We start from the raw sequence: 22,632 nt of genomic DNA, 5'->3' as shown, positions 1-22,632 counted from the left end.
GCAATTGGCTTATGTGGCAAGAACTTACTACGCTAACCGCTGGTAGGATGAATGAGGACTTATGGTCGAGCGCGAACCTATGAAGGCGACTGAGAATGCCTTGAATGTGCCAATGCTGGACCTGGAACGCCAGTACGCCCCGCTTCGCCAGGAACTGCTAGAGGCGCTCACTGGAGTTCTGGATAGCCGGCAGTTCATCCTGGGCGGTGCGGTTGAGGCCTTTGAGGTCGCCGCTGCGGAACAGCTAGGCGTGAAGCATGCCATCGGTTGCTCCTCCGGCACAGATGCCCTGTGGTTGGCCCTTGCAGCAGCTGAAATTGGCCACGGAGAAGGCGTCCTTACCACGCCTTTCAGTTTTTTCGCCTCCGTCAGCGCTATTCTTCGCGCTGGAGCCAAGCCAGTGCTCGCAGATATTGATCCAGTCACCTTCAACCTCGATGCAGGCGCGGCGCAGGTAGTCCTGGCGAGTAAGCGCGGCACAAGTGTAAAGGCAATTCTGCCGGTGCATATCTATGGACAATGCGCAGACTGGAACGCCTTTAACGCCCTGAGACATGGGTATGGATTGAAGCTGATCGAGGATGCAGCGCAGGCGTGGGGTGCAGAGTGGAAGGGCGTAAAGGCTGGAGGACTTGGCGATGCTGCTGCTTTCAGCTTTTATCCCACGAAGAACCTGAGCGCGGCCGGAGATGCCGGCATGGTGACTACCAATTCCGATGAGCTTGCCGAACGCATCCGAATGCTACGTCAGCATGGAATGCGGCGACGCTATTATCACGACGAAGTTGGATGGAATGCGCGCATGGATGGCTTTCAGGGTGCTGTGCTTTCGGTAAAGCTCAAGCATATTGACAGCTGGAATGAAGCTCGGCGGGCAGTAGCCGCGAGATACGATGCACTTTTTCGCGCTGCGGGACTGGTGGAGACCGGACCTTATCCGCGGGATGGAGTCGTCTTACCGTTTGAAGCAGGCGGCGCGAAGCATGTGTGGCATCAATATGTGATTCGCTCGGCAAAGCGCGATGCGCTGCGCGAATTTCTGACTGCCAGCAGGATCGGCTCGGAGATTTACTACCCCGTGCCGCTGCATCTGCAGGAGGCGTTGCAACCGCTGGGCTACAAAGCGGGCGATTTTCCTGAAGCTGAGCGCGCCGCGCACGAGGTGCTGGCGCTTCCGATCTTTCCGGAGATCCGGGAGGAAGAACAGCAGGCTGTTGTCAGGTCAATTGCGGAGTTCCTGAGCTAGAGTGCCATCGGACACAACTCTTCTGTGAATTCAACATTTAGAATCAACACAACATGAAGTGTCCTTATTGCGGATTTACTCAGGATAAGGTGGTCGACTCGCGCGAGAGCAAAGAGGCGGATTCGATCCGCCGGCGGCGCGAATGCGAGCGCTGTACCCGGCGCTTTACCACCTATGAGCGCATCGACGAGATTCCATACATGGTCGTCAAAAAGGACGGGCGGCGCGAGCGATTCGACCGGCACAAGGTCCTGAGCGGTCTGCTGCGTGCATGCGAAAAGCGGCCGGTGGCTTCCTCAAAACTGGAAACAATTGTGGATGCCGCAGAAAGCTTTCTCGTGGATTCGCCGGAGCGCGAGCGAACGACGCGAGAGATCGGCGAGTTGCTTATGAGCCACCTCAAGGGCCTTGATACGGTGGCATACATCCGGTTTGCATCCGTGTATCGGGACTTCAAGGACGTGCGCGAGTTTAAGGAAGAGCTGGAAGGACTGCTGGAAGGACATAAGGCGAAGAAGAAATGACGCATAAAGTTACGTTGATTCCCGGAGACGGGATTGGACCGGAAGTAACACAGGCGGTGGTGCGAATTCTGGAAGCGGCCGGCGTGAAGTGGGAGTGGGAGCGGTTTGCCGCGGGAGCAGAGGCGTTCGAGATTCACGGCGAATATATTCCAGCGGAGCTGTACGCCTCCATTGAGCGCAACAAGGTGGCGCTGAAGGGACCGGTGACGACGCCGATAGGCGGCGGATTCAAGAGCATCAACGTGACCCTGCGGAAGAAGTTCGAACTGTATGCGAACTTTCGGCCTATCAAGAATCTGCCCGGCCTTGAAACTCGCTATCCGGGCGTGGACCTGATCATTGTGCGCGAAAACACCGAGGGTGAGTACGTCGGCCTTGAGCACGAAGTCGTTCCCGGCGTGGTGGAGAGCCTGAAGATCGTCACCGAGAAAGGCTCGACGCGCATCGCGCAGTTCGCCTTTGACTATGCACGCAAGCACGGGCGCAAGAAGATTCACTCGATTCACAAGGCGAACATCATGAAGCTCTCCGACGGGCTGTTTTTGAAGTGCGCACGGAAGGTGTCAGAAGGTTTTCCTGAGATTCAATATGGCGAGCACCTTATCGACAACACCTGCATGCAGCTGGTGATGAATCCGTATCAATACGACACGTTGCTGCTCGAAAACCTCTACGGTGATATTGTGAGCGATCTTTGCGCGGCGTTTGTAGGAGGGCTTGGCCTGGTTCCCGGCGCGAACATTGGGGTGGACTGCGCGATTTTTGAGGCAGTGCACGGCTCGGCGCCGGATATTGCCGGCAAGGACGTTGCCAACCCGACTGCGCTGTTGCAGTCGTCGATTCTAATGCTGCGCCATCTGGACGAAAGCGACGCTGCTGACCAAGTGCAGAAGGCTCTGGAAACGGTATACACGGAGAAGAAGACGCTGACGCGCGATGTGGGCGGCACAGCAGGGACTTCGCAGTTTGCCGATGCGATACTGGCCGCAATGGCTCAATGAGGACAGACCGATGAAGCACTTTCTGCTGTTTTATGAGCTCGAAGCAGATTATCTGGAGCGCCGCGGCGAGTTTCGCGGCGTGCATCTGGATATGGCATGGAAGGCGAGTGAAGCCGGTGAACTGGTAATGGCGGGCGCACTGGTAAATCCGACGGATCAGGCAATACTGTTGTTCAAGGGCGAATCGAGCGAAGTGGCGGAGCGATTTGCAAAGGCCGATCCCTATGTGCTGAACGGTCTGGTTAAACGCTGGTACGTCCGGGAATGGACGACGGTGGCAGGTGAGGGTGCTTCCAATCCTGTGAAGCCTGCCAGCAACTAATTCCCGTTTTGCATCTCCGTTCGGAGTCTTCCCTTCCCCATCCGCGTCCCTTGTTGCCCATTCCCTGCGAGCTGTTCCCGGATCAAAGTGCTTTGCCTGTACACTGGAGTGTTTACAGCCATGCAATCCAAATATCCAATTGGTATTCTTGGCGCGACCGGCATGGTCGGCCAACGTTTTATTCAGCTTCTCGAAAACCACCCGTGGTTTGAGATCACGTGGCTTGCGGCCAGTGACCGATCGAGCGGCAAGCTGTACAGTGAAGCGGCCAAGTGGCGTCTCGACACGCCGCTGCCGGAGCGCATTGCGCAAATGCGCGTTTCAATTGCAGAGCCTGCCGGTGCGCCGAAGATCATTTTTGCAGCGCTCGACTCGGACATCGCCAAGGAGATGGAGCCGAAGTTTGCCGCCGCAGGCTGCGCCGTGGTGTCGAATTCCAGCGCCTTCCGCATGGCCGCGAATGTGCCACTCGTGATTCCCGAGGTAAACGCGGAGCATCTGCACCTGATTGAAGAACAGCCCTGGCGTAAGGAATCCGGCGGTTATATGGTGACGAATCCGAACTGCTCGGCAATTGGGCTGGTCCTGGCGCTGAAGCCCCTTGAGGAGCGCTTTGGCATTGAACAGATCTTCGTGACAACGATGCAGGCGGTGAGCGGCGCAGGTTATCCGGGCGTGCCTTCGATGGACATTCTGGGCAATGTAGTGCCGTACATCAAGAGCGAAGAGGAAAAGATGGAGGCCGAGACACTGAAGCTGCTGGGTAAGCTCGAAAGCCATGGTGTCACGCCGTTGGCGGCGCGGATGAGTGCGCATTGCAATCGCGTCGCGGTGGAAGATGGGCACACGGAATCGGTTTCTATCAAGCTGAAGAAGCCGGCCACGCGCGAGGAGATTCTTGCAGCGTGGGCGGAGTTTCAGCCGCTCAAGGGACAGAAGCTCCCGATGGCGCCGGAGCAACCTATCGAGTGGGCTCCGCAGGAGGACAGGCCGCAGCCACGGCTGGATCGCAATCGCGGACGCGGCATGGCGGTGACGGTGGGCCGGCTGAGACCGTGCGGCATCCTGGACTGGAAGTTTACGGTGCTTTCGCACAATACGGTGCGCGGCGCGGCCGGCGCGGCGATTCTGAATGCAGAGCTGTTGGCGAGCCTTGGCAAGCTGGAACCTGTGGCAGCAGTCGCACACGCTTAAGAAGAACTGGAGAAATGAGAAAGCACGCATGAGCCTGGTGGTGATGAAGTTTGGCGGTACGTCGGTGGAAGATGCGACGGCTATCGGCCGCACCGCTGCTATTGTTGCGGGGCGTGTGGCCGCGGGCAAGAAGCCGGTGGTGGTGGTGAGCGCCATGGCCAAGGTCACCGACCTGTTGCTGCGTGCGGGCACGAGCGCGGCTGCGGGCGACAAGACCGGGGCGCTATCGATCAGCTCGCGGCTGCGCTGCCGGCACAGGGATACGGCTGCCGCTCTGGTAAAAGACCCGAAGGAAACCGCCGAGCTGCAGAAGTGGATTGATGCGAAATTTGATGGTCTGGACGAGATTCTGCGTGGGCTGGCTGCAATCCTGGAGATGACGCCGCGCATTTCTGACCTGATCGTGAGCCATGGCGAGCGGCTTTCCAGCCGCATGATTGCGGCGGCCTTTCGTGAGCGCGGCATCAATACAGAAGCGGTGGACGCGCGGCAGATCATCCTTACCGACTCGCAGTTTCAGAAGGCTATGCCGATCGATGCGGCGATTGAGAAGCGCGCCGAAGAGCAACTGAGGCCTCTTCTTGATAGCGGCAAGGTGCCGGTGATGGGCGGCTTTATTGGCTCCAATGAAGCAGGCATTACAACGACGCTGGGACGCGGCGGCTCTGACTTCACCGCCGCGCTGATTGGCGGCGCGCTGAATGCCGAAGCGATTGAGATATGGACGGATGTGGATGGCATCATGACATCCGATCCGCGTGTTTGCCCCGATGCTTTGCGGGTGAAGGTGATCAGCTTTGAAGAGGCAGCGGAGCTGGCCTACTTCGGCGCTAAGGTACTGCATCCTGCCACGATTCTGCCGGCGGTGAAGAAGAACATTCCAGTGCTGGTTCTCAACAGCAAGAACCCCACGAACGAAGGCACGCGGATCATTTCGCTCGCGCCTCACTGCAAGACCCCTTTCAAATCGATTGCCGTGAAGAAGAAGCTGAGCATCATTGATGTGGTGGCGAGCAGGATGCTGATGACGCACGGGTATCTCAAAGAAATCTTCACCGTCTTCGACAGGCATCAGTGTGCTGTCGACATGGTTTCGACGAGCGAGGTTTCGGTTTCGCTTACCGTGGATTCGACCGACAAGCTGCCGGCGATTGCCGCCGACCTGAGCAAGCTGGCCGATGTGAAGTACGAGGGCAAGAAGGCTCTGGTGTGCATGGTGGGCGAGGATATTCGCGGTCAGAACGGTATGGCGGCGCAGGTCTTTGGAGCGGTGAAGCACATTAACGTGCGAATGATTTCGCAGGGCGCGAGCGAAATCAACATGAGTTTCATGATTGACGAGGAAGATGCTGATGAGGCGGTGCGCTCGCTGCATGCGGCCTTCTTCCAGGATCCTGATCCAGAGATTTTTGACGTTGAAGCACGAAAAGCAGCTTTTAGCTCCTAGCTTTTAGCTTGTCTGTGCAGATCGCAATTTTGTTTGAAAGAAGAGCCAGCTGCTTTGGCTCTCGCAACATGAGCTAGAAGTTGATAGCCAGGAGCGTTCTTATGCTGTTTCTCGTACTGGGCAAGGGCAAGACGGGCAGTCTGGTAGCTGAAGTGGCTCGCGAGCGTGGGCATGGCGTGCGCGTGCTGGACCTCCGAGAGAACCGGGGCGCGGCATCGATTACGGCTCCTACGCTGGCGGGCGTGGATGCAGTGATTGATTTCACCAATGCCGAGTCGGCGGTGCAGAATATCCGCGCGGTGATGGCGCTGGGCGGCAAGATTGTTGTGGGCACAACAGGGTGGTACGCAAGCCTGGATGAGCTGCGCTCGAAGACCTCTCGCGGCGGATCCCTGCTGTATGGGGCGAATTTTTCGATCGGCGTGCAAAAGCTCTTCCGGCTGACCGCAGAGCTGGCGAAGCTAGACGGCTATACATTTTCTATCCGCGAGACGCATCATACGACGAAGCTCGATGCGCCCTCCGGCACGGCGGTTACGCTGCAAGAGATTGTTTCCGCGGCTCACCCCGGCGTCGAAATTCCCATCACATCGCACCGCGAAGGGGATGCCAGCGGCGAGCATGTGGTGACTGCCAAGTCCGACGTCGATCTCATCGAGGTGAGACACGACGCATCCAGCCGGCGTGGATTTGCCCTGGGTGCGGTTCGTGCGGCGGAGTGGCTGGCGCACCAGAAGTCGGGCGCGTGGAATTTCCGGGATATATTCGAGCAACTCTGATTCAGCCTGGTCCCGCCAGCGAGAACGGTTTGCGTTCATTCTCCTAACTCCGGTTATCGAGCAAATTCATACCTTTAGCGACTCATCCGGGAGGGTGCGTCTGCAGGTACAGAAATACAGAATTACAGATTCTGTATCGAAGATTTTGTTTTGTTGTTGATTTTACATATAACCAATTTTTAATGAATAAGTTACGAGCAAAATCAAGGTGTCTTAATGCTGCCTTGTTGCCGCCTTAATGCACTTTATTCCACACTCATTTTCTGGATTGCTTCCTTTCCGCGTGCTGTTTTGCACCGTTTCTGGTGCAGAGGGGATGGGAGAGGGGGGTGGGTGGCTGGCTCCCTGAAACGGCCGCGGCCCGAATCCGTTTGGGATTCGGGCCGCGGCCGTTTCTTCTGCTGATTATGAGTGTTTCAGAAAACCCCTTAATTGCACGCAAACTTTCTTTGGGTGGAGGACGGTACGAAAGGACAATGGACGAAAGTAACTACAGGTTACAGAAAAAGCGTGGGCCACCACAGCGGCTCATGGTTGATCGGGGCAGGTGGAATGCTGGAAGAGCGATGCTACGCCGCAGGTTGAGGTGAACATCTTGCCGCCGGAGTGGGCTATGTCCGGCACGAACCAGAGATGTTGGTTCCATTCGGTTTTGTGGCGTGCGTGGAGCCATGCGTAGTACGCGCGGCCGCGCAGGAGGCGATTCGGCCCCTGCAGTTCTCCGGCACAGGTTATGTCGAGGTCCTTTTCGTGCGGATCGATGTCGGCGGTTCCGAGCAGATAGGTCACATCTTTGCGGATAAAGGCGTCTTCGATTGCCTGCCAGCCCGGCTCGGCGCTTGAGCGCACATATTCTTCGCGGATGTTGAGCGGGCCGAACTTCCAATGGTTGAAGTTGTGGCAGGCGGCTTCGCTTGCGGGCATATAGCGCACAGTATTTGCGCTGAAAACAGGGCGATCGTCTGTGAAGTACATATATGACGACGGATTGGCGACGACGTAGCGAACGTGAATGCCGGCGCCTGCCATTTGCTCCGCGTGGCCGACGATGGCGTAGCGCTGCATGGCCTGGCCGCCGCCGGAGTGGCCGGCGAGAACGATAGTCTGCAGATTGGGATAGAGCTTGCGGTCAGCGAAGTGGGCCACGAGCGCGTCGATGATTTCATAGGCGCTGACGGTGGCGGGTCCGCTGGCTTCGCGGCCGGACTCCCATGTGCCTTCGGGCCAGCGCAGGATGGTGTCCGGCAGGTGATGGGCCCTGGCATCTTCTTCATTCAGGAATTGAGGAGCGATCAGGATGGAGGTCGAATCGGCGTTGCCTCCGGCTTGCTCGGCGGCTTTGCGAAGGGCGCGGTAATAGCCATCCACGTCGCGTCCTTTGCCGTGAAAGAGGATCACGGCGCGCGTGACCTGCGGCTGTGGTTTGTCCCAGTCGAGAGAAAAATCCATGGGAAGCTGGCCTGAGCCGTGTGGAGTGGTGAGATTTACAAAGTGGCTGGCGATGATGTCTACCGGCTCCTCTTTTGCGGCGTGGGAGAGTGCGGCGGATAGAAGCGCGGTGAGAAGAATGATGGCGGGCTTCTTCATGGTGCAAGAGTAGCAGTGCGCCGCGTCTCGTTACAGGTTGGGCGATTCACAGGGCCGTCATGCTGCGCGTTATAAACTGAGCTGTTATGGAAACGACAGGTTGCGGTACGGCACTCGTTACGCCCTTCCGGGTGGATGGTTCGGTAGATGAAGAAGCGCTGCGTGCGCTGGTGGACTGGCAGGTGGACTCAGGAATTGATTTCCTTGTGGCCTGCGGATCGACGGGCGAGGCGGCGACGCTGGATGAGGACGAGCTGCTGAATGTTGTCCATATCGTGGTGGATGCAGCGGGCGGACGTGTGCCTGTGTGGGCCGGATGCTCACATAACTCGACGCGCGTGCTGCTGCGGCTGGCCGGCAGATTGCGGCAGGTTTCGGGGTTAAGCGGAGTGCTTTCCGCAAGTCCGTATTACAACAAGCCCTCGCAGGAGGGTCAGTATCAGCATTTCCTGGCGCTGGCCCGGGCTGTGGATCCGCTGCCTGTGATTCTTTACAACGTACCGGGGCGCACCGGGGTGAACCTGGAGCCGCAGACCGTGGCGCGGCTGGCCGGCGATGCGCCGAATATTCAGGCTATTAAGGAATCGAGCGGCAAAGTGGCGCAGGTTACGCAGCTGGCGCATCTGCTGCCGCGTGGATTCAGGATCTTCAGCGGCGAGGACGATCTGGCGCTGGCGTCGATTGCTGCCGGAGCGCATGGGCTGATCAGCGTGGCCTCCAATGAAGCGCCGGCGGAGTTGGGCCGGATGGTGCGTTCGGCGCTGATGAATGACTGGACGCAGGCGCGGGAGATTGAGCGGCGCTACACACGGCTGTTTGAGGCGAATTTCTGGGATTCGAACCCCGGGCCGGTGAAGACAGTGCTGAACCTGATGGGCAAGGCGAACGATACGGTGCGGCTGCCGCTGGTGCCTCCCGATCCGCAAACGCGCTACAAGCTGGAGCGTGTGGCGGGCGAGCTGGGGTTGTTGAAACATTTGCCGAATACCGGAAACGAACTTTTCTAAGAACCGGTTGTCGAAATGGCGACCCCTTGCGCGTCATGGGAGTGAAAGTCAAAACTTCTTCAACGGAGGAATCCCATGCAGTATCTCTTTATGCTTTACAGCGACGATTCACAGTGGGACAAGATGTCTCCCGAACAGCAGCAGCAGGGTGCAGCGGCGTATTTTGCGTACTCCAAGGCTCTGCAAGAGGCCGGCGTATTTATCGGGTCTAACCGGTTGCGCCCCGCAGCGACGGCGACCAAAGTGCACGCAACCAATGGAAAGACACAGGTTCTCGACGGGCCTTTTGCGGATACAAAGGAGCAGCTGGGCGGCTACTACCTGATTGAGGCGCCAGATCTGGATGCGGCGCTGGCGTGGGCTGGACGCTGCCCCGGCGCTCACCACGGCACGGTGGAAGTGCGTGCGGTCTGGGATATGAGCCAGGCAACGGCGGCAGTCGCCGCGGATTAACGTGACGGCAATCCAGAATGGACCCGGTTCTTCCTTTGCGCCTGGCGCTGCGGAAGAGCCGGGTCCACATCCTTTTACGGCGGTTCCTGCAACAATGGGCGGCATGAACGACGCGTATGACAGCGCTTTGGCGCGGGAGACTGCGGAAGCCGCGGCGCGGCGTAGCTATGGCAAGCTAGTGGCTTTTCTGGCTGCGCGCTCGGGCGATGTGGCTGCTGCTGAGGACGCGCTTGCGGATGCCTTTGCCGAGGCGCTGGTGCATTGGCCGAACGAAGGCTCTCCGGTGAATCCGGAGGCGTGGCTGCTGACTGTGGCGCGGCGCAAGCTGGTGGACGGTGTGCGCAGACGGCGCGGTGAGGCCGGGGCGGATGCGCTGGAGACGATGGCGACAAGCCTTTCGGCGGCGGCTGAGGCGGACGAAATTCCTGACCGGCGGCTGGCCCTGCTGTTTGCCTGCGCGCACCCGGCGATTGATGCGGGGATTCGCGCGCCACTTATGCTGCAGGCGGTGCTGGGACTGGATGCGGCGAGGATTGCTTCAGCCTTTCTGATGTCTCCGACTGCTATGGGGCAACGGCTGGTGCGCGCCAAGACCAAGATTCGGCAGGCGGGAATTCCCTTTCATATCCCGGAACGCGCGGAGCTGGATGGACGGCTGGAGGCTGTGCTCGATGCAATCTACGCAGCGTTTTCTGAAGGTTGGATGGATGCTGCGGGGACCGATGTGGCGCGGCGTGATCTGGCAGAAGAGGCAATCTATCTTTGTCAGCTGGTGACGGAACTGCTGCCTGGCGAGCCTGAGGCGCGGGGGCTGCTGGCGCTGATGCTTTATGCGGAAGCGCGGCGGGCGGCACGGCGAGGACGGGATGGCGAATACATTCCGCTTGCCGAGCAGGATATATCTCTGTGGGATGAGAAGAGGATTGAGCAGGCAGAGATTGCGCTGCGGCAGGCGGGCGCCATGGGCAGGATCGAGCGCTATCAGCTTGAAGCTGCGATTCAGTCCGCGCATGTGGAGCGGCGCAGGACCGGGCACGCCAACTGGCAGGCGGTGGTGGAGTTGTATGACGCGCTTGTGGCGCTGACCGGTTCGCCGGTTGCGGCGCTGAATCGGGCGCTGGCGGTGGCGGAGGTTGCGGGCGCGGAGAAGGCACTGGCATGCCTGGCTGAGGTGAGTGCGGATGTGCGCGTGACGGAGTATCAGCCTTACTGGGCTGCGCGGGCTGAGTTACTGTCTCGAACCGGCGCGATTGAGGAAGCGCTCCACGCCTACGAGGTGGCGATTGGCATGGAGCGCGACCCGAGCGTGCAGCAGTTTCTGGAGGCGAAACGCGCAACGCTAAGGAGTGAGTAGCAGCGCTATGATCGAGCGCCGCTACGGGAATCGAGGAACAGCTGGTAAATTTCCCAGGCGAACTGCATGGCTACGATGAGAAAGACGACCTGCATTCCGAAATAAAGCGAGGGGTTGAGCTGGTTCAGCATGGCGTTGTATTTTGCCGCGTCGCTTGCCGCCGGGTCCTTGAGAAGCGCGAAGACGTGGTTTTGAGCAGTGAGCAGCACTCCGATGGTGATGAGGCCGCCCGCCTTGAAGAATAGCGGCTTGAGCGGAGTAGGCCTGCGCCATGCGCCGCTGGTCAGGTCCATGGTGTTCCACACAATCTGGGCGAAATTGAAGGCGACGACGACCCAGTAGAAGGTCCACCAGACGGACGCTATCTTGAATGGACCGACCTGAGCGTACCATGCACTGGGGCCGAACATAAGGAACGGGTATTTGGGCACCAGCAGCAGCCAACCGAGAAAGAGCCATTCGAAGATGACCTGGGCGGCGAACTTGGCAAAGACTGGCTGCTTGCGGCGCGAGCTGCGAGCCGGCTCCAGCGGAGCGAGTTTGCTGGGACTCCAGTCGACGTTGATGCCATCCATGCGCGGCAGCAGCTGCGGATGGCGCGCGAATATGTATTCGAGCACGACGAAGACCAGCGTGACCCATGTGGCCGCGGTGAACATGACTCCCGGAGCACGGAAGATGGCCTCGGCGACAGAGCTGACAATTGGCACGCCTGTCCAAGTAAGAACGATGGTCACGAATGCGTAAATGGCCAGCGACCAAATGAGCGCTAGACGCAACACATATAGATACATGGGAAAGAGCGTGGGACCGATGAGGTACTGCACGGGCTGATAGCGGCCTGCGACCTGCATTGGATTGCCAAGCTGCTTGAGCCAGTCGATCATTTCGCCTTCGGTGAGCTTGCGGTCGAGATCGGCTTCGCGCTCTTCCAGCTGCGACTCATAGTTGGCGCGCAGTTCGGCAACGATGTCGTCCTGGCGAGCGCGAGAGAGAGTCCAGGGCAGATATTTGCGGACTGCCTGGAGATAACGTTCGAGGAGATCCATATTGTGCTTCCTTTCCACGGCTCCGTTTTTCGTTTGCGAGCGTTCCCGTGCGGAACTAGACAATGCGTTCAATGGCGGCGTTCATGGTGTGCCATTCTTCGAGCAGCCTGGTGAGAATCGTTTCGCCATCGGGCGAGAGGCGATAGAAGCGCTTGTTGCGCTTGTCCTCCTCGCGCCATTGACTGGTGAGCAGACCCTGGGATTCGAGGCGGCGGAGGAGTGGGTAAAGAGTGCTTTCCTCAATCTCCAGGCCGCGCAAGGCCAGGGCCTTGCGAAGGGTGTAGCCGTAATGCTCCTCCTTGAGTTGAGCCAGGACGGCGACTGTTAGACAGCCGCGGCGAAGCTCGAGCCGGAGGTTTTCGAACGTATTTTCAGAGACGGTCATACAGTGCCTCTCTCAGAGAATTCAGAGCCAGTTCGCAACTTTGAGCAGGAAATCCACGCCCGCGCCGGGCCAGTCGACTGACTGCGTGAGATACAGCATGATTACGGCCATGCCGCCCGCCACCAGAAGCCAGCCAATGAATAACTGGAGCGCGACATCTTTCGTATGCGTAAGGGGGGCGGCATATGGGTGTACTGTCTGCCGGTTGTAAGGGGCGGGCCTGCATATGCTGCCGTGGGCGATTGCGCCGGTCAGGGCATGAAACCATTCCTCAATCGCGCCCTTGAGGTCGTTCCTATCTGTTTTCACTTCATGGATGTGGGCCATAGCTACCATCCTTTCCTCCGATTGCTTTGCGTTCGGCTGGATTCGTTCGTCAGGATTCAACCGCCGTACTGTGTCGTACATACTGTACTTCGACTACTGTATGACGCATAGTGTATGACGTCAAGCGAAAATTTCAGAATTTTTTCTGGGCCTGATATGCTTTGGTGGAATTCCGCACGCATACAACTGGCAACTTCTGCCAGATCAGAGGAATACATGCTCCGAAATATCTCTCCCGTCCCTGGCCGATTTTCGCTTTCGGTGGGTCTTCTGGCTTCCTTGCTGGCTTTTTCCACAGATTTTTTGCATAGTCAGGCCCCTGCGCTGCACGTGATGCCGCTGCCGCGGTCGGTCGAGGCAGGATCAGGCAAGCTGACGCTGGATGACCATTTTTATGCAAGCATTGCGGGCAAAGGCGATGAGCGTCTGAATGCCGCTCTGAACCGTTTTCTGGAGCGGCTCGATCGCCAATGTGGCGGAATTCGCCGCGCACAGTTCACGAATGGCTCGGGTTCCGCGCCGGTATTCTCCGTGAAAGTTGCCGGGCCGGGCGGCGCGGTGCAGGGCCTGAATGAGGATGAGAGCTACAAGCTCACGGTGACTTCAACTGGCGGGGAGTTGAGCGCGGCGACCGATGTGGGCGCCATGCATGGCTTCGAGACGTTTCTGCAATTGGTGGAAACATCCGGCACCGGCTGCTGGCTGCCGGCCGTCACCATTGACGATGCTCCGCGCTTTCAATGGCGCGGCTACATGCTGGATGTGAGCCGGCATTTTGAACCGATTCCAGTGATTGAGCGCACGCTGGATGCAATGGTTATTGCGAAGCTGAATGTCTTTCACTGGCATCTGAGCGATGACCAGGGCTTCCGCGCAGAGAGCAAGCTATATCCGAAGTTCACGCAGGTGGCGTCGGATGGCATGTATTACACGCAGGATGAGATGCGGCATATCGTGGCTTATGCCCGTGAGCGCGGCATTCGCGTGGTGCCGGAGTTCGATATTCCGGGGCATACTTCAAGCTGGCTGCTGGCGTATCCCGAGATTGGCGCGGGCGAGGACATCAAGGCGATGCCGCAGACCTTCGGCATTCCGCAGGCGGAGCTGGATCCGAGCAACGAGAAGGTCTTCAAGTTTCTCGACGGGTTCATTGGAGAGATGGGCGCGATCTTCCCGGATGCGTACTTCCATATTGGCGGTGATGAAACCAAGGGCAAGGGATGGCTCGAAAATCCGCGCATCAAGGCCTTTATGGATAAGCAGGGCTTCAAGACGCCGGAAGAGCTGCAGGCGTATTTCAACCGCCGCCTGTTGCCGATCCTGAGCAAGCACGGCAAGAAGATGATGGGCTGGGATGAGATTCTGCAGCCCTCGTTGCCGAAGGACATCATGATCCAGAGCTGGCGCGGCGAGAAGTCTCTCTCAGACGGCGCTACACAGGGTTACACGGGAATTCTTTCAGCTCCGTATTATCTGGACGCGCAGAAGACCAATGAAGTGATGTTCCTGGCGGACCCGATTCCAGCGGATACTGCGCTGACGCCGGAGCAACAGAAGCTGATCCTGGGCGGCGAAGTCTGCATGTGGAGTGAGCACATCCATGAGGAAACAATTGATTCGCGTGTGTGGCCGCGAACGCTGGCTATCGCCGAGCGCTTCTGGTCGCCGCAGTCGGACCGCGATGTGGCCGACATGTATCGGCGTCTGCGGATTGCTTCATACGAGTTGGAGGATGTGGGCCTTACACATATCTCCGGCCCGGCAAAGCTGCGGCGGAACATTGCAGGCCGGGAAAACAAGGAGCTGGAACTGTACTCCGCAGTTCTGGAGCCGACAAGCCTGGGTGAGCGCTATAAGCAGCAGCACACGGATAGGCTCACGTCGCTGAACCGGCTGGTGGATGCGGTAGTTGCTGATCCGGCGTCTCGGGAAGAGATTGCTACCGAGGTGGATTCTGCTGTGAGTGCAAGCGGCGCGAGTTCGAAGCTGGCGATCGAGAAATTGAAGATGCGCTTCACGAGTTGGCAGGCTGCGGCTCCTGAGATTGCTTCGCTGGCGGCAACGCGCGTGAGACTGAACGATCAGGCAACGCGCGCTGCGCAGTTTGGCGCGCTGGGAACGGCGGGATTGGAAGCGCTGGAGTATCTGGAGATCCATGCGGCTCCGCCTGCGGGATGGAAGGATGCGAAGATGGCGCTGCTGGAGGATGCGAAGAAGCCCGCAGGAATGGTGAAGTTCGACTTTCTTCCTGCGTTACAGAAGCTGGTGGAGGCGGCGGCAGCGCAGGCTCAATGAAACTACTGTTTGTTTGCAGCGCCAATGCCCTGCGCAGCCCCACTGCCGAGGCGGTCTTCTCCCATTACGAAGGGATTGAGGCTGCCTCGGCAGGCACGAACGCAGATGCGGAGACGCCCGTCTCCGCGGACCTTATCGAGTGGGCCGATGTGGTGATTGTCATGGAGCAGCACCACGCGCAGTTTCTGCAGGTGCGATTTGGTTATCTATTGCGGCGCAGGCGCGTGTCGGTGCTTGGGATCCCGGATCGCTACGACTTTATGGAGCCGGATCTGGTGCAGTTGCTCAAGGATAAGGTGGATCTGCAGTTGCCGCGCTGGCGAAATGAGATTGCCGATGAGGGCCGCGCCTAGCTTGCCAGCGCGGCTTTCACGGCGTCGCTGACGAGCTTACCTTCTGCACGTAGCCCTGAGGCCTGAAGTTTTGCCTGGACGGCCTTGATGATGGGGCCCATCTCTTTCGGGGTGGGCTTAGCTCCCGTTGTGATCGAATGAGCTCCTATAGCTTCGGCAACGATTGCTTTCAGGGCTGCTTCATCCAATGCCTTCGGCAGGAACTCTTCGATGACAACGATCTCGGCGGCTTCTTTCGCTGCTAGCTCGGGGCGATTGCCGTTGGTGAACTGCTCGATGGAGTCGCGGCGCTGCTTGATCATGGTAGCCAGCGTCTGCTCGCTCTCCTGCACTGTGAGCGCAGCGCGCTTCTCAATAGCCTTGTTCTTCAATCCATTCTTAATCAGGCGCAGTGTGGTCAGCCGCTCAGCTTCTCTGGCTTTCATGGCGATGATAATTTTCTGATCGACTGCTTTTTCCAGTTCTCCGGCTTCGCTCATCACTTCGTTCCATTTCTATTCGGAATTCAAGCCATGCAATACATAGGCTCAAGGAATGATTGTAGCGAGTCTGGCTGCGGAGTTACTGCAGAAAGCTGCGCTGAACAACTTTTTCATACAATTGGCCTTCTATTGATACAACCCGCGGATGCGGATCTCTCTTGCCGAAGATAAGTTCGGCACTGACAGGAAATGAGCCTATGACGACAAAGAAGAGTGCTAAGAAATCTCCCGCAAAGAAGGCGGTGAAGAAGAGCGCGAAGAAATCTTCGGGCAGGAAATATGGCGCCGCCGCCAGCAAGCAAGTAGAAACTGAAATGCATGAGATGAAGGAAGGAAAGCTGAAGAGCGGACGCAGCGGAAAGAAAGTGACGAGTAGGAAGCAAGCGATTGCAATTGGCTTATCGGAAGCGCGCAAGAAAGGTGCGAAGGTTCCGGAAAAGAAGTCCTGACACAGGTGCTACCGATTTATCTGCGCCTATCCTGCGACTTATAAGTTACGAGCGTGCGGGCAGAACTTTCGCTCTGTCCGCACGCTCGTGTTTTGTAACCAAGGTTCAACGGCTATATAACTGGAATCGCCAGCGTTGCCTAATGTAAGGAGCGATTACAAGAGAGACTCAAACACTGCCTGGACATCTAACTGAACATCTGTTGACCCTATCTCTTGTGCTTATCGATGCTCTCGTTCGCACGCTCTTTCAGCTCTTCTGTCTTTTCAACTACGCGGTCGCGTGCATGATTCGCGTGCTCTTTATGTTCCGACTGAGCCGCATCCTTCACGTTGCCCCAGGTCTCGCGCGCAGCACCCTTCACCTGATCGGCTACGCCGCTATTGGCGAGCTTGTCGTTCCCGACAGCCTGACCCGTTCCCTGCTTGATCTTTCCAACTACCTGTTCAGCTTTACCTTTTACCTGATCCGTATTCATGGTTATACCTCCACTGTGTACTTCGCTGTAGCTTCCAGTTATGGATTATTGGGTTATGTTGCGGAGTTGGATTACGTCCGCCGGTCAGAGCGCTCTTCGTCCGCTGATCAGCTGGATCACAAGCACAACCAACGCTACGACCAGAAGGATGTGAATGTACCAGGCGACAACGTGGAATCCAATGAATCCCAGCAGCCAGGCCAAGAGTAAAACGATGAATAGTGTCCAGAGCATTTCGATCTCTCCTTTCGAACTGGAAGTGTAAGAGGGAAGAGCGGCAATTTAGGTTGCCTGCTTTAGCGCGAAATGCGGGTATTCGCGTGCAAATGGCGGATATTTACGCTTTGTCTTCAGCGTAAAAATCATCCCATTACAGGCAACCTATCGGTTGGAAATGATAGCCCTGATTCGTGGAATTACCTTGATATCGCAGTATGCATGGCTGATCTACGGATGCTTAACTCTCGTTGCGCACGACTTCGTAGCGGATGTGTTGGGCATCCCCTGTGTCGAGCGTATCGAGATGCTTGAGCTGGATGGAGCGAGGACCAATCTGGTCAAACAGGCGCTTACCCATGCCGAGAATAATCGGCGCAATGTGGAGATAGATTTCATCCACGAGGCCTGCTTGTAATGCCAGCTGCGCGACGCTGGCTCCGCCAATCGCTACGCGCTTGTCACCGGCCAAGGCCTTAGCTCTGGCTATGCCAGTGCGAATTCCTTCGTTGATGAAAACGAGCCCTGACTTTCCTTTTGGCCATAAAGCCGGCGGGGCATGGTGAGTATCACGACCGGAATTGCGTTGACGGGATGCGTGCCGCCCCAGCCATTGGTGATGTCAAATGTGCGGCGGCCGGTGAGCATTGCGCCCACGTTGGCAAAGATCTCTGCGAGCACAGGGCGGTTGGCCGCGTTGGGCGTGAAAACTGTTCCTTCAAACGAGTCCTGCCCGCTGAAGTACCAGTCGAAGAGCCGTCGTGCTCCGCGCTCGCCGAGGGGAAACCGCGGGCCATCGCCCGGACCGGTCACAAACCCGTCGAGCGACATTGACATGTCGATTACAACTTTTCCCATTGTCCTGTCCCAGAAAGCCAAGGGAATTCTATCGACGTCTGACGCCGCTTTTACAGGCGCATATTGTGAGGGGAGTTGGAATGCAAATTTTCACAATTTATCGATCACATTTGTCACATAAGTGTGTATTATGTGATTACGGACCTGGCAGAGCCAGACCAAAGCGAGGAAAATATGATTCGGAAGACACGGTTGTTCACTCCCGGCCCAACTCCACTGCTCCCAGCGGCACAGTTTGCCATGGCGGCAGCGGATATGCACCATCGGACGCCGGAATTCCGGGCCCTGTTTCAGAAGGTTCTGGCGCAGCTGAAGGTCTTTGTGGACACGCAGAATGATGTGCTGCTGCTGGCCAGTTCCGGAACAGGCGCGATGGAGGCTTCCGTCTCAAATTTGACCAGCCCTGGCGACAAAGTGCTGGTGCTGACGGCCGGGAAGTTCGGCGAGCGCTGGGTGGACCTGGTAAAGGCCTACGGCTGTGTGCCGGATGTGCTGGAAGCGCCGTATGGAAAGACTTTCAAGCTTGAGGACATCAAGGCTGCGCTGAAGCCGGAGCATAGGGCCGTGTACATGCAGGCCTCGGAGACTTCAACGACGGTGAGCCACGATGTGGAAGGCGTGGCGAAGCTGGTGAAGGGCACCGACACGCTTCTGATTGTTGATGGCATTACGGGCCTGGGGACACAGACCTTCGACGTGGATGGCTGGGGCATCGATGTACTTATCGGCGGGTCGCAGAAGGCGGTCATGATGCCGCCGGGGCTGGCGTATCTCTCGGTGAGCGAGAAGGCGTGGAAGGCGATGGATTCCTCGAAGAATCCGCGCTATTACTTTGACCTGCGCAAGGAACGCAAGAATGCGGTGAAGGGCGAGAGTGCCTACACACCGGCGGTTTCGCTGGTGGCGGGCCTTGGGGCCGCGCTTGATTACATTGCAGGACAGGCGGGCGGCGATCTCGAAAAGGGACGCATTGCGCTGATCAACAATGCGCAGGTAAATGCGAAGGCGACGCGCGAGGGATTGAAGGCCCTGGGCTTTACGCTCTTTGCGCCGGATTCGCCGAGTGCGGCTGCCACGGCTGTGGCTGTGCCGGAGGGAATGGATTCGGGCGCGGTGGTGAAGGCGCTGAAGGAGAAGTTCAAGCTGGTGACGGCGAATGGCCAGGGCACGATGCAGGGCAAGATCTTCCGTGTAGCGCATCTGGGCTTCTTTGACTATCTCGACACGGTGGCGTTTTTAGGCGCTGCGGAACACATTGCCAAGGACACGCTGGGGCTGCCGGTGGAGTATGGGCAGGCCGTGGCAGCGGCGCAGCGCGTTTACGCCGAGGCAGTGAAACAGTAAGCAGGCGGCAGCGCGCAAAGGATTGACGGAATGTCGGAACTAACTTTTGGCGAGAAGCTGGTGCTAGCCCGCAAACAACTCGATCTCTTTCAGTACCAGATGGCGGAGCGACTGAGTGTGCATCCGAACTCGATCTGGAAATATGAGCGAGGCGAGGGCAAGCCGCAGGCTGCGGTGGTGCGGATGTTTGAGCTGATGTGCGAGCGGGAGGGAATCCGCTTTGACGAGTATGAGAACACGCGACCGGGAACAATCGGCGGCAAGGGAGAAACGATGAAGATTGTATTGGCGGAGAAGGTTTCTCCGGCGACTTTGGCAGTATTTGCGGCTGAGCCTGGATGGGAAGTGCTGACGCATGACAATCTGCCCAATGGGCTTGAAGCCGCGTTGGCCGATGCGGATGCTCTGGTGGTGCGCTCCGCGGTGCAGGCTACGGACGAGCTGATGAAGCATGCGCCGAAGCTGCGCGTGATTGGACGCGCGGGCGTGGGCGTGGACAACATTGACGCGGATGCTGCGACGCGACGCGGCATTGTGGTGATGAACACTCCGGGCGCGAATGCTATTGCTGTGGCGGAGCTTGCGATGTGCCAGATGCTCGCGCTGGCGCGCAAGCTGCCCGCGGCGAACGCGACCATGCATGCAGGCAAGTGGGAGAAGAAAAATCTGCAAGGCAGCGAATTGCGCGGCAAGACGCTGGGCATTCTTGGCCTGGGACGCATTGGCCTGGAAGTGGCAAAGCGCGCGAAGGGTTTTGGACTGGAGCTGATTGGCTCGGACCCATTTGTGAGCGCAGCAGTGGCGCGCGAAAACGGCATCACGCTTGTTACGCTCGAAGAGCTTTTTGCAAAGTCGGATTATCTGACGCTGCATGTTGGTTTGACTCCGCAAACGGCGAACATCATCAATGCGAAAAATCTGGCTGCGATGAAGAAGGGCGTGCGGATCATCAACTGCGCGCGCGGCGAGCTGATTGAAGATGCCGCACTGGTGGAGGCATTGAAGAGCGGGCATGTTGGAGGCGCAGCGTTGGATGTGTTTACTGTTGAGCCGCCGAAAGATTCGCCATACTTTGGACTGGAGAATGTGATTCTCACACCGCATATTGCAGGCTCGACGGCAGAAGCGCAGGAGGCTGTGGGCATCCAGATTGCGCGCCAGGTGCGCGAGTATCTGAAGCTGGGTGTGGTGCAGAATGCTGTGAATATGCCTTCCCTGAGCCACGAAGAATATGTGCAGCTTGCGCCGTATATCGACCTCGCCGGACGGCTGGGCGCATTTCTGGCGCAGACCGGGTATACGGGCATCGAGTCGATCGATTTGATCTACAGCGGCGCGCTGGCCGAGGCAAAGACGGAGCTGGTGCGCAATTCGGCGATTGCAGGGCTGCTGCAGGGCCTGGAAAATGTGAACCGCATCAATGCTGCCGCTGTGGCCTCTGAACGCGGGATTCGCGTTCATGAGGACAAGCAGGCTCCTCAGCGTGGCGGCGCTGCAACATTGCTCGCCGTTGAGCTACGCTCGGCCGCGGGCACAACGCATGCGACTGCTACGGTAATTCACGGCGAACAGCCACGGCTGCTTGAGTTTGACGGTATTGATGTTGAAGCGCCGCTCGAAGGCAATCTCCTCGTATGCCGCAACCTGGATGTGCGGGGCGTGATTGGAAAGATAGGCACCACGCTTGGTGAACATGGGGTGAATATTGCCAACTTTGCACTCGGACGCGACCGGAGCGGATTGCAGCCCGTGAAGGCGCTTGCTGTTGTGCAAATTGACGCTCCTGTTTCAAGCGAAGTGATTGACGCTCTGAAACAAATTGAGGCAATTCTGGATGTTAAGCCGGTGTCATTACCTGCCTAAGGGTTGCGGGGATTTACTCAGACTGCGATAGAAACCCGCCACAACCAGTGGTGGGTTTTTCTTCTTATTTATGAATTCTCTGTTTTTAAGGCAGAACGATCCAACTGCAACCGCCAGGAGAGCATCTTACCGGCATCACGCACGGAACGCGTATTCACTCTTATTTGCCCGGGGAGACCTTTCGAATGCACCCAGTCGCGCAGAAGCACCTTGCCAAATTCCTTTGGCCCAAGTACTCCCGCAGCATGGACGTCGTGAACAGAAACGCGGAGATGTGGGATTTTCTCCACGAACAGACTCAGCAGTCAGTTCCATCGTTTCCGCATCGGTTTGAATTATATAGTTCAGTCAATCAACTGCTTGGAAATCAGGCAATCTGTTATTTGGAGTTTGGTGTCTTTAAGGGTGAGAGCCTGCGCAAATGGACGCAGCTCAATAGCCATCTGGACTCACGTTTTTATGGATTCGATTCCTTTGAGGGCCTGCCTGAGGATTGGCAACATGTTGGAGGCACAACGGGCAAGAGTGCTTTTGACCTCAACGGCAATCTTCCCATCTTCGATGATTCCCGCGTTGAACTAGAAAAGGGTTGGTTTCAGCTGACAATTCTGCCATTCCTGCGAGATCATGAAATTACACATCCGCTGGTCATTCACAATGACTCGGATCTGCACTCCAGCACTTTGTATACGCTTGCGATGCTCGACTCCTATATAAAGCCAGGCGACGTTATCATCTTCGATGAATACTCTTCTCCACTCAATGAATATCTGGCGTGGAAGGAATATCAGAAGGCATTTATGCGTACATCCAAGTGCATTGGCATGAGCAATAACTGGACGCAGGTCGCATTCAAGTTTGAGTAGTGGCGCAAGGCTGTGACTTTGCGAGCAAAAATAAGAGCCACCGCAGCTGCGGTGGCTCTTGTGCGTGGAAGCTAATGCATTTTACGCGCGGCTCAGGTATGTGCCTTCGCTGGTGTCGATCTTGATCTTCTCGCCTTCGTTGATGAAGGGCGGGACCTGCACGATAAGTCCTGTTTCCATCTTGGCCGGCTTGGTGACGCTGGAGGCAGTGGCGGACTTAAGGCCCGGCTCAGTCTCGACAACGGTGAGCTCGACGGTCTGTGGCAGATCGATGCCGACAGCAATGCCGTCAAAGTAGCTGACGGTGATCTGCATGTTCGCCGTGAGGTACTCGACCGCATCGCCCAGCGTGGAGTGCTTGAGAACAGTCTGCTCGTAGTCCTCGGGGTTCATAAAGTAATAGTCGTCGCCGTCGTTGTAGAGAAATTCCATGGTGGTTTCATCCACAATAACCTTCTCGATGGCGTCGGCGGAGCGGAAGCGGTGCTCGAACATGGCGCCGGACTTGAGATTCCGCAGCTTGGCCTGGATGAAGGCGCGCAGGTTGCCGGGAGTGCGGTGCTCGACCTTGAAGACCAGGTGCAGCTGCTCGTTGTGTTTGATAATCATGCCCGGACGCATTTGAGTGGCGGGAATCGCCATAGGTGAAACTCCTTGCTGGATGGCGCTTACGATAGCGCAAATAATTTGGCCTTAGCCCATTGATTATTGTAGCTGAGAGCCGCGTGAGTCCACCTATAGACAGCAGGTGAG

At 57.5% G+C, this 22,632-nt stretch carries 26 protein-coding genes; 16 read left to right on the top strand and 10 right to left on the bottom strand.

Going from position 1 to position 22,632, the window contains the following annotated elements:
- The first annotated feature begins 61 nt into the window (after nucleotides 1–61).
- From VO84_RS16510 to VO84_RS16480, 7 genes are all read left to right on the top strand, one after another.
- Nucleotides 62–1,246 carry a DegT/DnrJ/EryC1/StrS family aminotransferase gene (locus tag VO84_RS16510; protein ID WP_231738018.1) on the top strand — a complete coding sequence of 395 codons (1,185 nt, stop codon included), beginning with the start codon at nucleotides 62–64 and terminating at the stop codon, nucleotides 1,244–1,246.
- A 53-nt stretch (nucleotides 1,247–1,299) separates the two neighbouring features.
- On the top strand, nucleotides 1,300–1,770 hold the full coding sequence (nrdR, locus tag VO84_RS16505; protein WP_058188857.1) for a transcriptional regulator NrdR: 471 nt from the start codon (nucleotides 1,300–1,302) through the stop codon (nucleotides 1,768–1,770).
- Nucleotides 1,767–2,771 carry an isocitrate dehydrogenase (NAD(+)) gene (locus VO84_RS16500; protein ID WP_058188856.1) on the top strand — a complete coding sequence of 335 codons (1,005 nt, stop codon included), beginning with the start codon at nucleotides 1,767–1,769 and terminating at the stop codon, nucleotides 2,769–2,771. The genes nrdR and VO84_RS16500 overlap by 4 nt, the downstream gene beginning before the upstream one ends.
- Nucleotides 2,772–2,781: 10 nt before the next feature.
- Complete coding sequence (locus VO84_RS16495) at nucleotides 2,782–3,093, top strand: YciI-like protein (protein WP_058188855.1); 312 nt, start codon at nucleotides 2,782–2,784, stop codon at nucleotides 3,091–3,093.
- Between the two features lie 120 nt (nucleotides 3,094–3,213).
- A complete protein-coding gene (asd, locus tag VO84_RS16490; protein WP_058188854.1) occupies nucleotides 3,214–4,287 on the top strand; it encodes an aspartate-semialdehyde dehydrogenase in 1,074 nt (357 codons plus the stop codon).
- Between the two features lie 28 nt (nucleotides 4,288–4,315).
- Nucleotides 4,316–5,734: a lysine-sensitive aspartokinase 3 gene (lysC, locus tag VO84_RS16485; protein WP_058188853.1), complete on the top strand. Its 1,419-nt coding sequence runs from the start codon at nucleotides 4,316–4,318 to the stop codon at nucleotides 5,732–5,734.
- Nucleotides 5,735–5,835: 101 nt separating this feature from the next.
- Nucleotides 5,836–6,513, top strand: a complete 678-nt coding sequence (locus VO84_RS16480; protein ID WP_058188852.1) for a 4-hydroxy-tetrahydrodipicolinate reductase — start codon at nucleotides 5,836–5,838, stop codon at nucleotides 6,511–6,513.
- Between the two features lie 528 nt (nucleotides 6,514–7,041).
- Here VO84_RS16480 and VO84_RS16475 read toward each other — a convergent pair.
- On the bottom strand, nucleotides 7,042–8,100 hold the full coding sequence (locus tag VO84_RS16475) for a hypothetical protein (RefSeq protein WP_058188851.1): 1,059 nt from the start codon (nucleotides 8,098–8,100) through the stop codon (nucleotides 7,042–7,044).
- Between the two features lie 86 nt (nucleotides 8,101–8,186).
- Here VO84_RS16475 and dapA point away from each other — a divergent pair, with 86 nt between their 5' ends.
- The 3 genes from dapA to VO84_RS16460 all read left to right on the top strand — a co-directional run bounded on the left by dapA (nucleotide 8,187) and on the right by VO84_RS16460 (nucleotide 10,914).
- Complete coding sequence (dapA, locus tag VO84_RS16470; protein WP_058188850.1) at nucleotides 8,187–9,107, top strand: 4-hydroxy-tetrahydrodipicolinate synthase; 921 nt, start codon at nucleotides 8,187–8,189, stop codon at nucleotides 9,105–9,107.
- A 75-nt stretch (nucleotides 9,108–9,182) separates the two neighbouring features.
- Nucleotides 9,183–9,560 carry a YciI family protein gene (locus VO84_RS16465; RefSeq protein ID WP_058188849.1) on the top strand — a complete coding sequence of 126 codons (378 nt, stop codon included), beginning with the start codon at nucleotides 9,183–9,185 and terminating at the stop codon, nucleotides 9,558–9,560.
- A 1-nt stretch (nucleotide 9,561) separates the two neighbouring features.
- The gene (locus tag VO84_RS16460; RefSeq protein WP_231738016.1) at nucleotides 9,562–10,914 is read left to right on the top strand and encodes an RNA polymerase sigma factor; all 1,353 of its coding nucleotides are present in this window, start codon (nucleotides 9,562–9,564) and stop codon (nucleotides 10,912–10,914) included.
- Between the two features lie 5 nt (nucleotides 10,915–10,919).
- Here VO84_RS16460 and VO84_RS16455 read toward each other — a convergent pair whose 3' ends face one another.
- From VO84_RS16455 to VO84_RS16445, 3 genes are read right to left on the bottom strand one after another with little or no spacing between them, the layout of a single operon-like run.
- Nucleotides 10,920–11,963, bottom strand: coding sequence for an HAAS signaling domain-containing protein (locus VO84_RS16455; RefSeq protein WP_058188848.1), 1,044 nt, complete (start codon nucleotides 11,961–11,963; stop codon nucleotides 10,920–10,922).
- Between the two features lie 55 nt (nucleotides 11,964–12,018).
- Nucleotides 12,019–12,348 carry a PadR family transcriptional regulator gene (locus VO84_RS16450; protein WP_058188847.1) on the bottom strand — a complete coding sequence of 110 codons (330 nt, stop codon included), beginning with the start codon at nucleotides 12,346–12,348 and terminating at the stop codon, nucleotides 12,019–12,021.
- Between the two features lie 21 nt (nucleotides 12,349–12,369).
- Nucleotides 12,370–12,684, bottom strand: a complete 315-nt coding sequence (locus tag VO84_RS16445; protein WP_058188846.1) for a hypothetical protein — start codon at nucleotides 12,682–12,684, stop codon at nucleotides 12,370–12,372.
- A 207-nt stretch (nucleotides 12,685–12,891) separates the two neighbouring features.
- Between VO84_RS16445 and VO84_RS16440 the strand changes: the two genes are divergently transcribed.
- Nucleotides 12,892–14,970, top strand: coding sequence for a beta-N-acetylhexosaminidase (locus VO84_RS16440; RefSeq protein WP_058188845.1), 2,079 nt, complete (start codon nucleotides 12,892–12,894; stop codon nucleotides 14,968–14,970).
- Nucleotides 14,967–15,323 (top strand): low molecular weight protein tyrosine phosphatase family protein, encoded by a 357-nt coding sequence (locus VO84_RS16435; protein WP_058188844.1) that lies wholly within the window; start codon nucleotides 14,967–14,969, stop codon nucleotides 15,321–15,323. Before VO84_RS16440 ends, VO84_RS16435 begins: the two co-directional genes overlap by 4 nt.
- Here VO84_RS16435 and VO84_RS16430 read toward each other — a convergent pair.
- Nucleotides 15,320–15,802 carry a GatB/YqeY domain-containing protein gene (locus VO84_RS16430; protein ID WP_058188843.1) on the bottom strand — a complete coding sequence of 161 codons (483 nt, stop codon included), beginning with the start codon at nucleotides 15,800–15,802 and terminating at the stop codon, nucleotides 15,320–15,322. The genes VO84_RS16435 and VO84_RS16430 overlap by 4 nt on opposite strands.
- 245 nt (nucleotides 15,803–16,047) lie before the next feature.
- Between VO84_RS16430 and VO84_RS16425 the strand changes: the two genes are divergently transcribed.
- On the top strand, nucleotides 16,048–16,254 hold the full coding sequence (locus VO84_RS16425) for a DUF6496 domain-containing protein (RefSeq protein ID WP_157439959.1): 207 nt from the start codon (nucleotides 16,048–16,050) through the stop codon (nucleotides 16,252–16,254).
- 208 nt (nucleotides 16,255–16,462) lie between these two features.
- On the opposite strand, the gene VO84_RS16420 is transcribed toward VO84_RS16425, so the two are convergent.
- The 4 genes from VO84_RS16420 to VO84_RS22905 form a co-directional block, all read right to left on the bottom strand.
- Complete coding sequence (locus VO84_RS16420) at nucleotides 16,463–16,732, bottom strand: CsbD family protein (RefSeq protein ID WP_058188841.1); 270 nt, start codon at nucleotides 16,730–16,732, stop codon at nucleotides 16,463–16,465.
- A gap of 84 nt (nucleotides 16,733–16,816) precedes the next feature.
- Entirely contained in the window at nucleotides 16,817–16,966 is a 150-nt protein-coding gene (locus VO84_RS22600; protein WP_157439958.1) for a lmo0937 family membrane protein, read from the bottom strand.
- 223 nt (nucleotides 16,967–17,189) lie between these two features.
- A complete protein-coding gene (locus VO84_RS22910) occupies nucleotides 17,190–17,420 on the bottom strand; it encodes a dihydrofolate reductase family protein (RefSeq protein ID WP_058188840.1) in 231 nt (76 codons plus the stop codon).
- Between the two features lie 14 nt (nucleotides 17,421–17,434).
- Complete coding sequence (locus tag VO84_RS22905) at nucleotides 17,435–17,806, bottom strand: hypothetical protein (protein ID WP_197414084.1); 372 nt, start codon at nucleotides 17,804–17,806, stop codon at nucleotides 17,435–17,437.
- A 174-nt stretch (nucleotides 17,807–17,980) separates the two neighbouring features.
- Here VO84_RS22905 and VO84_RS16405 point away from each other — a divergent pair, with 174 nt between their 5' ends.
- From VO84_RS16405 to VO84_RS16395, 3 genes are all read left to right on the top strand, one after another.
- Nucleotides 17,981–19,150 (top strand): pyridoxal-phosphate-dependent aminotransferase family protein, encoded by a 1,170-nt coding sequence (locus VO84_RS16405; protein WP_058188838.1) that lies wholly within the window; start codon nucleotides 17,981–17,983, stop codon nucleotides 19,148–19,150.
- A gap of 273 nt (nucleotides 19,151–19,423) precedes the next feature.
- Nucleotides 19,424–21,013 carry a phosphoglycerate dehydrogenase gene (gene serA, locus VO84_RS16400; RefSeq protein WP_058189341.1) on the top strand — a complete coding sequence of 530 codons (1,590 nt, stop codon included), beginning with the start codon at nucleotides 19,424–19,426 and terminating at the stop codon, nucleotides 21,011–21,013.
- Between the two features lie 185 nt (nucleotides 21,014–21,198).
- Complete coding sequence (locus VO84_RS16395) at nucleotides 21,199–21,879, top strand: TylF/MycF/NovP-related O-methyltransferase (RefSeq protein ID WP_058188837.1); 681 nt, start codon at nucleotides 21,199–21,201, stop codon at nucleotides 21,877–21,879.
- A gap of 81 nt (nucleotides 21,880–21,960) precedes the next feature.
- On the opposite strand, the gene efp is transcribed toward VO84_RS16395, so the two are convergent.
- Entirely contained in the window at nucleotides 21,961–22,521 is a 561-nt protein-coding gene (gene efp / locus VO84_RS16390; protein ID WP_058188836.1) for an elongation factor P, read from the bottom strand.
- Nucleotides 22,522–22,632: the final 111 nt, after the last annotated feature.

Origin of the sequence: Occallatibacter gabretensis, from assembly GCF_001449115.1 — a bacterium.
In the GTDB taxonomy this organism is placed as follows: domain Bacteria; phylum Acidobacteriota; class Terriglobia; order Terriglobales; family Acidobacteriaceae; genus Telmatobacter; species Telmatobacter gabretensis.
This window is presented reverse-complemented; position numbering and strand designations above follow the sequence as displayed.